The 15,109-nt window shown below is 66.2% G+C and carries 14 protein-coding genes; 10 read left to right on the plus strand and 4 right to left on the minus strand.

The window, feature by feature from the left end; all coding sequences use genetic code 11:
* Positions 1–35 precede the first annotated feature (35 nt).
* From bcsE to AB3X96_RS17395, 6 genes are read left to right on the plus strand one after another with little or no spacing between them, the layout of a single operon-like run.
* Entirely contained in the window at positions 36–1,985 is a 1,950-nt protein-coding gene (bcsE, locus tag AB3X96_RS17370; RefSeq protein ID WP_368590646.1) for a cellulose biosynthesis protein BcsE, read from the plus strand.
* Positions 1,982–2,194 carry a hypothetical protein gene (locus tag AB3X96_RS17375; protein ID WP_176123397.1) on the plus strand — a complete coding sequence of 71 codons (213 nt, stop codon included), beginning with the start codon at positions 1,982–1,984 and terminating at the stop codon, positions 2,192–2,194. Before bcsE ends, AB3X96_RS17375 begins: the two co-directional genes overlap by 4 nt.
* Positions 2,191–2,976 (plus strand): cellulose biosynthesis protein BcsQ, encoded by a 786-nt coding sequence (bcsQ, locus tag AB3X96_RS17380; protein ID WP_368590647.1) that lies wholly within the window; start codon positions 2,191–2,193, stop codon positions 2,974–2,976. The genes AB3X96_RS17375 and bcsQ overlap by 4 nt, the downstream gene beginning before the upstream one ends.
* Positions 2,973–5,504 (plus strand): UDP-forming cellulose synthase catalytic subunit, encoded by a 2,532-nt coding sequence (gene bcsA / locus AB3X96_RS17385; protein ID WP_368590648.1) that lies wholly within the window; start codon positions 2,973–2,975, stop codon positions 5,502–5,504. The genes bcsQ and bcsA overlap by 4 nt, the downstream gene beginning before the upstream one ends.
* A 50-nt stretch (positions 5,505–5,554) precedes the next feature.
* The gene (bcsG, locus tag AB3X96_RS17390) at positions 5,555–7,126 is read left to right on the plus strand and encodes a cellulose biosynthesis protein BcsG (RefSeq protein WP_368590649.1); all 1,572 of its coding nucleotides are present in this window, start codon (positions 5,555–5,557) and stop codon (positions 7,124–7,126) included.
* Positions 7,123–7,371: a hypothetical protein gene (locus AB3X96_RS17395; protein ID WP_368590650.1), complete on the plus strand. Its 249-nt coding sequence runs from the start codon at positions 7,123–7,125 to the stop codon at positions 7,369–7,371. Before bcsG ends, AB3X96_RS17395 begins: the two co-directional genes overlap by 4 nt.
* 16 nt (positions 7,372–7,387) lie before the next feature.
* Here AB3X96_RS17395 and AB3X96_RS17400 read toward each other — a convergent pair whose 3' ends face one another.
* Positions 7,388–8,017, minus strand: coding sequence for a LysE/ArgO family amino acid transporter (locus tag AB3X96_RS17400; RefSeq protein WP_368590651.1), 630 nt, complete (start codon positions 8,015–8,017; stop codon positions 7,388–7,390).
* 116 nt (positions 8,018–8,133) lie between these two features.
* Here AB3X96_RS17400 and AB3X96_RS17405 point away from each other — a divergent pair, with 116 nt between their 5' ends.
* A complete protein-coding gene (locus tag AB3X96_RS17405) occupies positions 8,134–9,027 on the plus strand; it encodes a LysR family transcriptional regulator ArgP (protein ID WP_368590652.1) in 894 nt (297 codons plus the stop codon).
* Between the two features lie 37 nt (positions 9,028–9,064).
* Here the strand turns inward: AB3X96_RS17405 and AB3X96_RS17410 are convergent, their stop codons facing one another.
* The gene (locus AB3X96_RS17410) at positions 9,065–10,015 is read right to left on the minus strand and encodes a LysR family transcriptional regulator (RefSeq protein WP_368590653.1); all 951 of its coding nucleotides are present in this window, start codon (positions 10,013–10,015) and stop codon (positions 9,065–9,067) included.
* 117 nt (positions 10,016–10,132) lie between these two features.
* Between AB3X96_RS17410 and AB3X96_RS17415 the strand changes: the two genes are divergently transcribed.
* Both AB3X96_RS17415 and AB3X96_RS17420 read left to right on the plus strand, forming a co-directional pair.
* Complete coding sequence (locus tag AB3X96_RS17415) at positions 10,133–11,305, plus strand: M20 aminoacylase family protein (protein WP_368590654.1); 1,173 nt, start codon at positions 10,133–10,135, stop codon at positions 11,303–11,305.
* 57 nt (positions 11,306–11,362) lie between these two features.
* A complete protein-coding gene (locus AB3X96_RS17420) occupies positions 11,363–12,745 on the plus strand; it encodes an MFS transporter (RefSeq protein ID WP_368590655.1) in 1,383 nt (460 codons plus the stop codon).
* A 141-nt stretch (positions 12,746–12,886) separates the two neighbouring features.
* Here AB3X96_RS17420 and AB3X96_RS17425 read toward each other — a convergent pair whose 3' ends face one another.
* Positions 12,887–13,411: a hypothetical protein gene (locus AB3X96_RS17425; RefSeq protein WP_368590656.1), complete on the minus strand. Its 525-nt coding sequence runs from the start codon at positions 13,409–13,411 to the stop codon at positions 12,887–12,889.
* 418 nt (positions 13,412–13,829) lie between these two features.
* Here AB3X96_RS17425 and AB3X96_RS17430 point away from each other — a divergent pair, with 418 nt between their 5' ends.
* Entirely contained in the window at positions 13,830–14,387 is a 558-nt protein-coding gene (locus AB3X96_RS17430) for a hypothetical protein (protein ID WP_368590657.1), read from the plus strand.
* A gap of 375 nt (positions 14,388–14,762) precedes the next feature.
* Here the strand turns inward: AB3X96_RS17430 and AB3X96_RS17435 are convergent, their stop codons facing one another.
* Complete coding sequence (locus tag AB3X96_RS17435; protein WP_013089047.1) at positions 14,763–15,104, minus strand: cytochrome C oxidase subunit IV family protein; 342 nt, start codon at positions 15,102–15,104, stop codon at positions 14,763–14,765.
* Positions 15,105–15,109 lie beyond the last annotated feature (5 nt).

The raw sequence follows: 15,109 nt of genomic DNA on the forward strand, positions 1-15,109 counted from the left end.
TTTCGAATCCAACCCAAACTCCTGGGCGCACTTTCATGCGACGCTGGCTGCGTATGTTCGGCGGCACCGGCGCGCAGCGTCGCGCACGGCAGGTCGGCCGTCTCGCTATCGAGGCCTTGCCGGGCGAATGGGCCGCGCTCGAAGCGGGCAAGCTGTATGCGATCTATGCGGCGCCGCGCACGCCGGGGGGCGACACGCCGGGCGTCGATACACTGATCTGGGAAAGCGCGCGCACCGCGCTCACCCGCGACGTGACGGTCGTGCTCGCGCGTGAACGCGCGGCCGTTGCCCAGCGTTTGCGCGAGCTGGGCTTTAGCGCCAACGCGCCGGCCGCGGGCTGGCCGCGCAATCTGAACGTGCTGGCGATGCCGGCCATCGATGGTGCGCAAGAGTCGGAGCAGCAAGCCGACAGCGCCGCGACGCACGGCAAACTGTTCGGCGGTCTGCGCGCGCTGAAGCGCTTCGGTTTTCGTGCAGGCTCGCTGTATTTCATCGAAGGCGCCGAACGCTGGTTCAACGGGCACGATGCCGCCGCGCTCGCGCACGAAGGCCGCATGCTCGCGAACTGGTGCGCGGCACGGCGTATCACGCTGGTGCTGCTGCTTAGCGTCGATGGAAATGGCGAAGACGATTCACTCGATGCACGCGGCGCGCCGGACGGCGTCATCGATGCATCACGCCGCAACGCGTTCCATGCGGCATGCGCGGGCGTCGCACGGATGGAGCGCACGCATGGCGAGCTGCTGTGGCATGCCGACTTCTGGCGCGCGGATCGCACGCTGGTGACGGGCGAGGTCCGCTCCCTGCGCTTTACCGACAGCGGCCACCTCAGCGTCGCGCCCGATGCGCTGGCCAGCAGCGTCGCTCGCGGCGAACGCCTGCTCGCGCGCGACGAGCAGCGGGTCGTCGTGAGCCGCGCGGTGGTGCGAGGTCACGAGGCGTGGCTGCCGCCGCATTGGGAAGTGTGCGTCGATCAGGCCGCGGTGCTGAGCGCGTGCGCCCATGCTCAAGCCGCGACCGTGGTGCTCGATTACGCGGGCGGCGCGCAGCTCGACGCGCTGTGCGCAACGGTTCATGCGCTGCGCCGCCAGGCCGGGCGCGCGCTGAAGATCGTCGTCGTCGAGCGGGGCGAAGTGCTGCGCCATCAATACGAGCTGCTCGTGCTGACGCTCGGCGCGAACCTCGTGCTCGGCCGCGACCTGCCGTTCTCGCGCATGCAGTCGCTGCTGCAGTCGCTGCAGGGGCAACTCCATACGCGGCCGGTCGCCGCCGACTACCGCAGCGCATTGAGCGCCGCGTTGAGCGAAGACGTGCGCGGCTATCTGCCGGCCGGCGCGTTCTGCGAGCGCGTGCGCCTCGTGCTCGCACGCAGCGGCGTGCTGCAACTGCCGCATGTGCTCGTGAAGCTGACGCTGCTGCCGCAATGCGCGCACGTCGATGCGCTGAAGCACTGTGTGCCGCGCCGCGCGGGCGACGTGCTGACCGTCGACGCGTCGCATCTGTATGTGTTCCTGTTCGCCTGCCGGCTCGCCGATGCGGACGCCGCGCTGGCGCGGATCATCGATGTGCCGGTCGAACAGCTCGCCGATTCGCTCGTGCACCTGGCGGAGCAGAGCATCGGCGCCGAACTCGACGCGCTGGACGCGGCCAACCGGCGCAACCGGATCGCCGATTACAGCGATATGTTCGCGGCGTCGATGCGTGATGGCGCGCCTTTGAGCTCACCGCTCGCCGCAGCGCCGCACGAAGCCGCGGGCGAAGCGGCGCACGAGGCCGCCGTGCAACTCGCGCAAGTGGAAGAGGCGTTGGTTCATGCGCGTGCCGAACTCGAAGTCGATGCCGCGCCAACGTCTGCGCCAACCCGGCCCGCTGGATCAGCCGAAGCGAAACCGCTCGCTACTGAGCGCCGCCGACCCCACCCCATGCCACCGCGTCGTCGCGCCGAACCCAGCGCGATGCCGGTGCGCGCGAGGAGCATCGAATGATCGAACTGGTTCTGATGTGTTTCGTGGCCGGCATGGTCGTCGCGCTGCCGGTGTGGATCGTCTGGCAGCGCGTCGGCGCGCGGCGCGCTCTTGCGGCCATGCGCGGCTTCGATCCGCGCGACGCGGTGCCGTGCGAGATCGAGCCGGTCGCGCTGCGCGCGCGTCTGCTGCCCGCGCTCGACACGACCCAGGACGAGGTGGCGCGATGAAAACGATCGCCGTCGTCTCGACCGCGGGCGGCACCGGCCGCACCACCTTGACCGCCGTGCTCGCGGTATTGCTCGCGCGCCGCGGCCGCCAGGTCGTCGCGCTCGACTTCGATCCGCAGAACATGCTCGGCGCGCAGCTAGGCATCGACGCTCTCGAGGCGGCCGGTCTGTCGCAGGCGCTGCTCGATGCGGACACCGCATGGCATGCATCCACGTGGCGCAACGCGGACGGCGTGCTGTTCGTGCCGTACGGCGCGGTGTCCACCGCGCAAAGCACGCAGTGCGACGCACGCCTCGCCGCCGATCCGCGCTGGCTCGCCGACGCGCTCGCCGAGCTCGATCTGCCGCGCGATGGCGTCGTGCTGATCGACACCACGCGCTATCCGTCGCAGCAGGCCGAGCACGCGCTGCGTTGCGCGGACCTCGCGCTGTGCGTGACCCCTCCCGAACCGGCCGCCTGCGCGACGCTGGTCGCGCGGCTTGCGGCGCTGCGCGATACATGCGCGCAGCTGCGCATCATCGTGAACCGGCTGAACCCCGCGCGCGACATGCAGCGCGACGTGCTGGCGATGCTCGGCGCGGCGCTCGGCGACAAGCTGCCGCTCGCGCAGCGCGTGCATCTCGATGTCGCGTTGCCCGAGTCGTTCGCGCGCGGCACGTGGCTGTTCGACGACGCCCCGCATTCGCAGGCGTCGCACGATCTGCACGGGCTCGCGAATTGGCTCGACGCGTGGCTCACCGAAGCCACGGCGCCGCTCGATCGGCGGGACGGCGGGTCATGAGCGAACGGGAAACGCGTTCGTTGCGTACGCGAGCGCTCGACTGGGTCGCGCGCGGCCTTGGCGTGCCCGCGACTCGCACGCCGCTCGACTGCTTCGTGCGGCTGTTCTTCCAGCCGCCCGCGCCGGGCAAGCCCGATTACGCGCGCCGCTGGATGCGCGCGGCCGTGCTGCATTTCGCGCTGCAATGGGGCGTGCTCGAACCGCATCGACTGCGCGCATGGCTGTGGCGCGCGTTCGTGCGCGCGCCGCGTTCGTCGTCACGAAGCGCGGCGGCGACAGTGCGGGCGCTGGCCGCCTGGATCGACCGTTGGCTCGTGCCGCTCTGGTTGCTCGGGCGGCGCGGGCGCGAGCGCGTCGACGCGCTGCTGGCGGGCTTGCCGTGGCAGCGCTGGGGCACGCGGCTCGAAGACGCGACGCAGCGCGTCGGTCATGTTCGCTGGCTGCTGCCGTTGATGGTTGTCGCGGGTATCGGTTTGTGGGCGGTGATCGGCACGTCGCCACTGCAGTCCGACGGTCAGTTCGAGTTCTTCGCCGTGCTCGTATTCATTGCGCTGATCGTGCGACGCTTTCCGGGCCGCATGCCGGTGCTGATCCTGACCGCGCTCGCGATGCTCGCGATGGTGCGCTACGTGTGGTGGCGCGTCACCCAGACGCTGTCGTTCCAGACGCCGGGGGAGGCGATTCTCGGTTATCTGCTGTTCGGCGCGGAAGCGTATACATGGGTGATTCTGCTGCTCGGTTTCGTGCAGACCGCGTGGCCGCTGAAGCGCGCGGTCGCGAAGCTGCCCACCGACACATCGAGCTGGCCGAGCGTCGACATCTACATCCCGACTTATAACGAGCCCCTCTCCGTCGTGCGGCCGAGCGTGTTCGCCGCGCAAGGCATCGACTGGCCCGCCGACAAGCTGCGCGTCTATCTGCTCGACGATGGCCGCCGCGAGGAATTCAGAGCCTTCGCGCAGGCCTGCGGCATCGGCTATCTGACCCGCGACGACAACCGTCACGCGAAAGCCGGCAACATCAATAGCGCACTCGCCCGCACGCAGGGCGAGTACGTCGCGATCTTCGATTGCGATCACGTGCCGACGCGCTCGTTCCTGCAAACGACGATGGGCACGTTCCTGCGCGACGCGCGCTGCGCGATGGTGCAGACGCCGCATCACTTCTTTTCGCCGGACCCGTTCGAGCGCAACCTCGGCACGTTCCGCCGCGTGCCGAACGAGGGCAATTTGTTCTACGGGCTCGTGCAGTCGGGCAACGATCTGTGGAACGCGTCGTTTTTTTGCGGCTCGTGCGCGATCCTCAAACGCGATGCGCTCGAAGAAGTGGGCGGCATCGCGGTGGAGACCGTCACCGAAGACGCGCACACCGCGCTGAAGCTGCATCGGCGCGGCTACACGACCGCCTATCTGCCGACCGTGCAGGCCGCAGGTCTCGCGACCGAGAGCCTCGCGGGCCATATCCAGCAGCGCACGCGCTGGGCGCGCGGCATGGCGCAGATCTTTCGCATCGACAATCCGTTCATCGGCCGCGGGCTGGGCTTTTTCCAGCGGCTCTGCTACGGCAACGCGATGCTGCATTTCTTCTACGGCGTGCCGCGGCTCGTGTTCCTGACGATGCCGATGGCGTACCTGTTCTTCCAGATGTACTTCATCAACGCATCGGCGACGACGATCGCCGGATTCGTGCTGCCGTACATCGTGCTCGCGAACCTCGCGAACTCGCGCATGCAGGGCAAGTACCGTCACTCGTTCTGGGCCGAAGTCTACGAGTCGGTGCTCGCGTGGTACATCGTGTTGCCGACCACCATCGCGTTCTTCAGCCCGAAGCACGGCAAGTTCAACGTGACCGACAAGGGCGGCCGCATCGCCGAGGGCTACTTCGACTGGTCGACGTCGAAGCCGTATCTGGTGCTGCTCGCACTGAACAGCGGTGCACTCGCGGCCGGCGTGTACCGGCTGATGTTCGGGCAGAGCGGCGAAACGGCGACGATTCTGATGAACGTGTTCTGGACCCTCTACAACCTCGTGATGCTCGGCGCGGCCTCGAGCGTTGCGCGCGAGGCGAAGCAGGTGCGCGTCACGCATCGCATCGCGATGCGCGCGGCGGCGACGCTGCTGCTCGCGGACGGCTCGACGCTCGCCTGCACGACCAGCGACTATTCGACCGGCGGCCTCGGTCTCGATGTCGAGCCGGGTTTGAATCTGGCGCCGGGCGACAGTCTCGGCGTGTGCCTGAGCCGCGGCGATCGCCAGTTCCATTTTCCGGTGTACGTGAGCCGCTGCGTTGGCCGGCACCTCGGCGTGCGCTTCGACGGCCTCACGCTCGAACAGCAACGGCAGCTCGTGCAATGCACGTTCGGCCGCGCCGACGCGTGGCTCGACTGGCATGAGCAAACGAGCGAGGACGCGCCGCTGCGTGGTTTGAAGGAAGTGCTCGCGATGGGCGTCGAAGGCTATTCGCGACTGTGGAGCGGGCTCGCGCGTGCCTGCGAGACACTGCTCGCGCTCGACCGCACCCGCTATTGATACAGCCTGCGCGCATCGTGTCGCGCGCAGGCCAAAGAGAGAACCTGTCGATGACTTTGTGGAACCTGTACTTCATCCTCAAGCTGTACCTGTTCGCGGGCGGCCATCTGCAGCCGCTGTGGCTCGCGAATCTCGGCTTTGCGCTCGCGCTCGTCGTGACTTCGACGCTGCGCCGGCGCGCGCTGCGCATCGTGCGCAACCTGGTCGGTCTGGCGCTCGGCGTGCCCCTGATGTACCACGAGGCGAACGTGCCGCCGTTCTCGCGTCTGACCGAGGAGTTCGGCAATCTGACCACGTTCAGCTACGGCTACTGGCTGGAACTGGCGCAGCGCTTCCTGCCGCCGATGCTGCTGCTCGGCGCGCTCGGCGCGCTCGTCGGCTATCTGATCGTGAATCGCTGGGTGCGCGTCGCGACCTTCGTGCTGATCGCGCTGGTCGCGATTCCGCTGTGGCACGAGGGCGGGGTGGTGCTCGCGCAACTGCGTGGAGCGTCGGCGAACGCAGCGGCGAATGCCGGCCCGAATGGAGCGAACAACCCGCTCGCCGCGCAGCCGCTCGACCATAACGCTGCGCTCGCCGCGTTCCGCACGCAGGAGTCGCAACGGCAGGTCAGCTTCGGCCATCTGGCCGCCGATCCGAACGCGCAGTTCGACGTAATCGTGCTGCACATTTGCTCGCTGTCGTGGGACGACCTCGATGTCGCGAAGGCGCGCAATCATCCGCTGCTGTCCCACTTCGACTATCTGTTCACGAACTTCAGCACCGCGGCGAGCTATAGCGGGCCGGCCGCGATTCGCGTGCTGCGCGCAAGCTGCGGCCAGCAGGCGCACGCGGACCTGTACAAGAACGCGCCACAGCAGTGTTACTTGCTCGCCGATCTCGCGCAGGCCGGCTACACGCCGCAGACGATGCTGAACCACGACGGCCACTTCGACAATTTCCTGGAACTGATCCACGACAACGCCGGCATTCCGAACGTGCCGCTGATTCCGAACACGAGCGTGCCGGTCGCGATGCATGCGTTCGACGGCTCGCCGATTCGCGACGACTACGAGACGCTCGCCGCGTGGTACGCGCAGCGCGCGAGCATCGCCGGGCCGGTCGCGCTGTACTACAACACGATCAGCCTGCACGATGGCAACCGGCTGCCGAATAGCAACCTGACGAGTATCGACTCATATCCACTGCGCGTGAACAAGCTGATGAGCGACTTCGACCGCTTCGCCGATCTGATCGCATCGTCCGGGCGGCGCGCGGTGATCGTGTTCGTGCCCGAGCACGGCGCGGCGCTGCGCGGCGACACGAACCAGGTCGCGGGCCTGCGCGAGATTCCGACGCCGCGCATCGTGCACGGGCCGGTCGGCGTGCGGGTGGTCGGCTTCCAGGGCAATCATGGGCCGACCACGGTGATCGACGATCCGTCGAGCTTCCTCGCACTCGCTCAGCTGCTGTCGAATCTGGTGTCGAACAGCCCGTTCAAGCCGGGTGTGAGCCTGTCGCAGTACGCGACGAATCTGCCGCAAACGCAGATGGTCGGCGAAAACGAGGGGACGGTGACGATGAAGACCGCGTCCGGCTATGTGGTGAAGACGCCGGACGGGGTGTGGGTGGACGGCAAATGACGAAGGCGCGCAATACGTCGAAAAACGCCGCGCGCGGCGGCTGGCCCGTCGACGATATCAGCGGCCTCGCGCTGCGTCTGCCGGAGGTCGAGGTGGGCCGCTATTTCGATGCCCAGGCGAAGGAGGCTTACGAGCAGTCGCTGCTGAAGTGGCCGGTGCTCGCGCGGCTGATGAACCTCGTGCCGCGCGACGAAGCCGAAGCGCAGGCCGCGCAAGATGCGCGGCAAGAATCGGGCGTGGAATAAGGCCCGCGTCGAACGCTCAACGCAACTGCGTAACCGCCAGCAGCAACACCATGCTGCCGATCGCGCCATCCAGCACACGCCACGCAGTCGCGCGGCGAAACAGCGGCGCCAGCATGCGCGCGCCATAGCCGAGCGCGACGAACCACACCGCGCTGACCGTCATCGCGCCGAGCGCGAAGGCGACCCGCGCGCCTTGAGGTTCGCGCGCACCGGCCGTGCCGATCAACAGAAACGTGTCCAGATAGACGTGCGGATTGAGCCACGTGAACGCGAGCGTCATCAGGATGATCGGCAACGCGCGTTGCGTGGGCGGGACTTGATCGGCGGATGCGGCGCTCGAACCGTCGAGCACCGCGTGTCCCGGCCGTACCGCGCGGCGCAGCGCGCTGATGCCGAACCAGGCCAGATACGCGAGCCCGACGTAGAGCATCGCGTGCACGAAGCGCGGGTAGCGCTCCATCAGCACCGCGGCGCCGCCGACGCCTGCGCCGATCAGAATGAAATCCGATAACGTGCACAACAGCACGATCTTGCCGACGTGCGAGCGCATGATGCCCTGCCGCAGGACGAACGCATTCTGCGCGCCGATCGTCACGATCAGTGATGCGCACAGCGCCGCGCCGTGAGAGAAAGACAGCCAGTTCATAAATGGTCCGAAAAATGGAAGCAGTAGGGATAGACGGGATATTCCAGCCGCGCTAGTCTGCGTGATTGCGTCACATAAGAGAACCTAATTTACTTAATGCTGATTAAGGAACGCTAATGCTCGACTACCCCTTGCTCGATGCGCTGGCCGCCGTGGTCCGCCACGGCTCGTTCGACCGTGCTGCAAGCGAGCTGAATATCACTGCGTCCGCGGTGTCGCAGCGGGTCAAGCTGCTCGAGGAGCGCGTCGGCAGCGTGCTGGTGAAGCGCGGTCAGCCGTGCGTCGCCACCACCTCGGGCGCGCTGCTGTGCCGCCACACCGAGCGCGTGCAATTGCTCGAAGCGGAGCTGAACGGCCGCCTGCCGACACTGCCCGGCGCGCTCGTCGAGCAGTGGCCGGCGCTGCGCGTCGCCGTCAATGACGACAGCGTCGGCACCTGGTTCATCGACGCGGTCGCGCCGTTCTGCGTCGAACGCGAGATGCTGCTCGACCTCGTGATCGACGACCAGGACTACACCGCGCAGCGCATCCGCGACGGCAGCGTGCAGGGCGCGATCACGACCCAGGCCGAACCGGTGCAGGGCTGCCGCTCCACGCGCCTCGGCCGCATGCGATACCTCGCGGTGTGCTCACCGGCGTTTTTCGCGCGCTATTTCGCCGACGGCGTCACGCGCGACAGCCTGCGGCGCACGCCTTGCGTCGACTTCAACCCCAAGGATCAGCTGCAAAAGCGCTTCATGCGGCGCATCACACGCGCGGAGATCGATCCGCCGCTGCACTGGATTCCGCACGTCGCCGGCTTTATGCGCGCGTGCGTGACGAGCCTCGGCTGGGGCATGTGCCCGGAGCGGATGGTCGCCGGGCATCTGCAGCGCGGCGAACTGGTTGAGGTCGCGCCGGGCAAGCATATCGACGTCGATCTGTACTGGCAGAGCTGGCGGCTGTCGATCGGCTGGCTCGACGATTTCAGCGCGATGCTCAGGAAGCGGGCCGGCGAGTTTCTCGATTGACGACACAGCGAAGACGCATGCAGGAACGCTCCGAGCGCTACAGCATCAGTTCGATCGAATGAAACAGCCGGCGCTGTTCGGGGTTCTGCGAGCGCGCGCCTTCGTCGATCGTCTCGCGCAGGCAGTCGAGAAAGCAGGCGGCCGCCGGGCTCGTCGGCGCACCGCGCCGCGACGTGATGCTGATGATGGTTTCGTCGAGCGTTTCGCGCAGCGGCAGCGCCCACAGGTTTTCCTTCGCGCGTATCGCCTCGACGAGCGGCCACGGAAAGATGCTGACCATATCCGTGTGCGCGAGCAGGCCTAGCACGATCGCGAGCGAATGCGCGAGCACGATCGTGTGCGGCACCCGCATGCCGCGCTTGACGAACAGATTGTTCGACATCGACTCGCGGCTCGCCGGGTCCCAGTTGAGGATCCATTCCTCGTTCTGAAGGTCGAGCAGCGTGCGGCATCCGGCCTTCGGGTGGTCGCGCCGCGCGACCACCGCCGCGTGCGTCGAAAAGAGCGGCGTGTTCTGAAACTCCGACTGCGGCGACGCGGGCGGCGGCCGACCGATCGAAAAATCGAGGCTGCCGTCGCGCAGACGCGGCTGCACGACCGCGAGCAGGCCTTCGAAAAATTCCAGTTGCACGTCCGGCATCCGTTCGCGAAAACGCCGCACGGCGGGCGGCAGAAAGGTCAGCGCGACCCACGGCGTGACGCCGATCGACAGCTTGCCGGCCGCGGCTCCGCGCAATGCCTCGATCTCGGCTTGCGCGCGCTGCAACTGGCCGAGCACGAGCCGCGCATGCACGACGAGCGCGCGGCCGAACTCGGTGAACGCGACGCCGCTCGCGCTGCGCACGATCAGCGGCGCGTGCAGATCGGCTTCGAGTTCGCGCATCGCCTTGGTCACGGCGGCCGGCGACAGCCCCAGCGAGCGGGCGGCAGCCCGGATACTTCCGGTATCCGCGATCGCGGCCAAGGTATTGAGCTGATGCAGTTTCATGCGAATCGGGAGTATGAAAGGGGGCAACCACTGGTTGGCACCCGGAACGATTCTACGCCTGCCTCTCGAAATTCGGCACGGCTATGCTCGGTTCACGCTGACATGGAGACAGACGGCATGAACACGATGGTCATTCCGGCGGGCATCGCCGAAATCGAACAGGAAATGGTCGCGCTGCGACACAGCATCCACGCGCATCCGGAGCTCGCCTACGAGGAGTTCGCGACCGGTGATCTGGTCGCCGAACGCCTGCGGGAGTGGGGCTATAGCGTGCATCGCGGCTTGGGGCAAACGGGCGTGGTCGGTCAGCTAAAGCTCGGCAACGGCACGCGCCGGCTCGGCCTGCGCGCCGACATGGACGCGCTGCCGATCCACGAAACCACCGGCCTGCCATACGCGAGCAAGCGGCCCGGCAAGATGCACGCATGCGGTCACGACGGCCACACGGCGATGCTGCTCGCCGCCGCCAGGTATCTGGCGCATGACAAGAGTTTCGACGGCACGCTGAATCTGATCTTCCAGCCGGCCGAGGAAGGGCTTGCCGGCGCGAAGAAAATGCTCGACGACGGCCTGTTCGAGCAGTTCCCCTGCGACGCCGTGTTCGCGATGCACAACATGCCGGGCTTTCCTACGGCCAAGCTTGGCTTCATGCCGGGGTCGTTCATGGCGTCGTCGGATACGGTGATCATCAAGGTGATCGGCCGCGGCGGTCATGGCGCGGTGCCGCACAAGGCGGTCGATCCGGTCGTCGTGTGCGCGCAGATCGTGCTCGCGCTGCAGTCCATCGTGTCGCGCAATATCGCGCCGCTCGACATGTCGATCATCACGGTCGGCGCGATTCACGCCGGCGAAGCGCCGAACGTGATTCCCGAAACCGCCGAGATGCGCCTGTCGGTGCGCGCGCTGCGGCCCGAGGTCCGCGACCAACTGCAGCAGCGCATCACCGAGGTCGCGACCGGCCAGGCAGCCGTATTCGGCGCGCGCGCCGAGGTCGACTATCAGCGCCGCTACCCGGTGCTAGTCAACGATGCGGCCATGACCGCGCTCGCGCGCCAGGTTGCGCTCGATTGGCTCGGCGAAGACGGGCTGATACGCGACATGCAGCCGCTGACCGGCAGCGAGGACTTCGCGTTCCTGCTCGAACGCTGCGCGGGCAGCTATCTGATCATCGGCAACGGTGACGGCGAGGGCGGCTGCATGGTCCACAACCCCGGCTACGACTTCAACGACGCTTGCCTCGCGACCGGCGCGGCCTACTGGGTCAAGCTCGCGCAGACGTTCCTCGTTTGACGCGGCGGCGCGCGAGCGCGTTGCCCTGGCAGCACGAAGATAACGATGGAGACACAAATGGACTATTCCGCCACACCGCGGCCCGCGAGCGCCAACGGACTCGATGCGCTCGATGCGCCGCGCCTCGCCGATCAACCTCAAAAGCGCGTCGGCCACGCAAAGGCGATCGCCGCGATCACGCTGGGCAACGGCCTCGAGTTTTTCGACTTCACGATCTACAGCTTCTTCGCGACGATCATCGGCAAGCTGTATTTCCCGGTCGAGGGACAACTCGTGCAACTGATGCTCGCGGTCGGCACGTTCGGCGTCGGCTTCATCATGCGGCCGGTGGGCGGCATCGTGCTGGGCGGCTACGCGGACCGCGCCGGACGCAAGGCCGCAATGAGCCTGACGCTGTGGCTGATGACGCTCGGTTCGGCGATCATCGCGTTCGCGCCGACCTATGCGGCGATCGGCGTCGCGGCGCCGCTGCTCGTGATTCTCGCGCGGCTGATCCAGGGCTTTGCGCTGGGCGGCGAGGTGGGCGCATCGACGGCGCTGCTGCTCGAATACGGCAGCGATCGCACGCGCGGTTTTTACGGCAGCTGGCAGTTCGTGAGCCAGGGGATGAACACGGTGGTGGGGTCGCTTCTCGGCGTCGCGTTGGCCGCGACGCTGTCGCCGGCCGCGCTCGAAAGCTGGGGCTGGCGCGTGCCGTTCGTGATCGGCATGGCGATGGGGCCGATCGGCATCTACATCCGGCGGCATCTGGACGAGACGCTGCCGGGTGTCGAAGATGGCGCGGCAGCGGCTGGTGAAATGGGTGCGCAGCCCGTGGCGCAAACTCCGTCGCTGCCGGTCCGCGACCTGTTCCGCGACCACGCACGCTCGATCACGACCGGCGTGCTGACGACGATCGGCGGCACCGCGGCGAACTACATCGTGCTGTTCTATCTGTCGACATACGCGATCCGCATCCTGCATCTGCCGATGGCGACCGCGCTGTGGGCCGCGTGGACCGGCGCGGTGGTCACGGTGATCTGCTCGCCGTTCGCGGGCGCGCTGTCCGATCGGGTCGGCCGCAAGCGCGTGCTGTGGGTATCGCGCGTGTTGCTGATTTTCGCCGTCTATCCGGCGTTCATGACGATCAATGCTTCGCCGACGGTGCCGGTGCTGCTCGCGGTGGTCGCGGGCCTTGCGCTGCTCGTCACGTTCACCGCGGTGCCGAACATCGTGATGCTGCCCGAGCTGTTTCCGCGCGCGATTCGCGCGACCGGCATGTCGATCGTGTACTGCCTCGGCGTGTCGATTTTCGGCGGCTTCGCGCAGTTCTTCGCGACCTGGCTGATCCAGATTTCGGGCAGCAATCTCGCGCCGGCGTGGTACCTGATCGGCTGCGGCGTCGTGTCGTTGCTGCCGTTGCCGTTCATGCGCGAGACCGCGGGCAGGGCGATCGATTGACGTGACGGGGACTGCGGACGGCTGTAAAAAAGAGGCGTGATTATTTCGATCGCGCCTCTTTTGTCATTTGCACCGCGGTGTCAATACGAACGCCGCGCATCACCGGTGAATTCGGGACCTGCCCGTTTGATTACGACCCGACTACGACGGGCCGGCCGCGTCCGCCCTGACCCTGTTGCGCTCCAGTCTCATGTACAGGTTCGCGACGCAGATACCGAAGACGATGTGAACGAACAGGCTGGCGGCGTTGCGCGCTTCTGCAAACCACGGAAAAAACTGCGTCATGCCGTAGAAATTGATCAGGTAAACGACTACAGCGAAAGCGCCACCCGCCAGTGAAGCCATTCCCATGCTCGAGTCAAGCTTGAATGACGTCATGATCAGACCGAGGATAAGCGCCAATACGATGGCAAGGCCAAAATGCACCACAAAGGCCGCGAGCACGATGCCAATTGAGAATGATTGCGGCGATTGCAATGCGCCTCGTCCCAGCATGATCGCAGCGACCATGCGTGGGGGCTCCAGCAGACTTCCGCCCGTCATCACTGCCATCAGGACAACTCCTAACGCCAGGAACACAGCCCCCGCGATGACGCCTGCCAGCACGGCTGCCCGCCAGTCGGGCTGGCCGTGTGTGAATTGATGGGAACCCATGTGAAGTTGCACGATTTTTCTCCCGATTGATTCGGATAATTCATTCTAGTTCTCTGTGTCGCGAGATTGATAGCGCCGCGTGACTATCGTCACCCCGAGGAATGATCTTCGTTCTGGCGACCACGTGGCGTGCAGCGTGTCAGCGGATCGATAATTAATCCTTTAACTCGCAGTGGAGCATCAAATGCCTTGATGTCTGCTTTCGGCAACGGCCGCAAGCGTATCCGTTCGGTGTGCGCGAAAGTGATCAACCAGAACGGCGGCAAAGGCGTAGTGTTACATAGCGGACTGTTCAGAGTGGACGGAATGGAACCGATCGCGGCACCATGGCATAGTCCCGGTGCGTGCCACCGCGTGCACCTTTGCCTCGGCACGGGTGAGGTGGGGCGGCATAGTCTGCTACCGCTAGTCAATGATGGATGGAGGCCACATGTCACTCATCGTCGCAGCACGCTTTACGACATTCCCCGCCGCTGAAGACGCGGTGCAACGGCTCTTCAATGCCGGTTTCGTCGAGGAGGACGTCACCCTGTTTTTCGTCAATCCGCCCGGCCAGCACGCACGTTTTCAGCCCGGCGGTGGTACCAGCACCGACGCAAACGCGAGAGAGGCGCCGAAGGGTGCCGAGATAGGCGTCACGATTGGCGCAGCGGTTGGCGCCGTGCTCGGCGTCGGGATCTTCGCGGTGTTTTCGGCGCCGCTCATCGTGTCGTTGATCGCAGCCGGGGTGAGTGCGTATGTCGGTGCATTGGTCGGCGCGATGATGCGCACGCAGGAAGCCGGCGACGAAGAAATCCGCGGTTCCGGCGTGCTGGTGGCCGTACACGTGTCGCCGGACAACCAGTTGGACGCCGCACGGGTGCTGCGCGATGCGGGAGGCGCGGCGATCGAACGCGCGACCGGCAACTGGCAACAAGGGCGGTGGGCCGACTTCGATCCGCTCAAGCAGCCTGTGCCGCTCAGCGAATTCAGTGAGAAGCACGCCTGATTCGAAGGTGTTTTTCGCCGAAATTTTCAGCGAGCGAGGAGACATGAACGGCCCGGCATTTGTCGGGCCGTTTTGCATTTGGAACGGTGCGTTCCTTGCACGCCCCCGTGCTGAATGAACCCCGCTGATGCGTGCAAGTATCCGGCGGCGGATTCCATGCTTGACGAGACCGATGGAAGTATTGAATGGTTTCGAACATTGTTTCCGTGCTGAACGGCTTGATCGAACCATCCGATGTCGGACTGACTCAGCAGTCGACAAAACATCGCCGTCGGCGCCGAGACCGTGGCGCTGCGCGCGGAACGCATCGGCAGCAATGCGCTCGCGCTGGCGGCGCCCCCCACGGTGGCGCGCGTCGAACGGTCGGCGAAGAGATCAATGGAAGAAGAGTTCGCGCATGCCGAAGGTGTGATGCGCTTCGGCAGCCATCAGCACCAGCAGCACCAGCAGGCACAGGGGCGGTATCAGGATCGCGTACACCAGCGCGAGCCGCTCCCACATCATGTGCATGAAAATCGACACGATCAGCCCAGCCTTGGCGATCATCAGCACGATGATCAGGGTCCAGCGCAGCAGGCCCTGCACGTGGAAGTAATCCACCATGTACGACAACGTGCTCAGTACGAACAGCAGGCCCCAGATCTTCAGGTAAATGCCGATCGGATGCTGCTGGCCGTGCGCGGCGTCGGGTCGATGGGCGAGATCGGTGTGGTCCATGGTCT

The organism is Paraburkholderia sp. BR13439 (genome assembly GCF_040948805.1).
Lineage (GTDB): Bacteria > Pseudomonadota > Gammaproteobacteria > Burkholderiales > Burkholderiaceae > Paraburkholderia > Paraburkholderia youngii.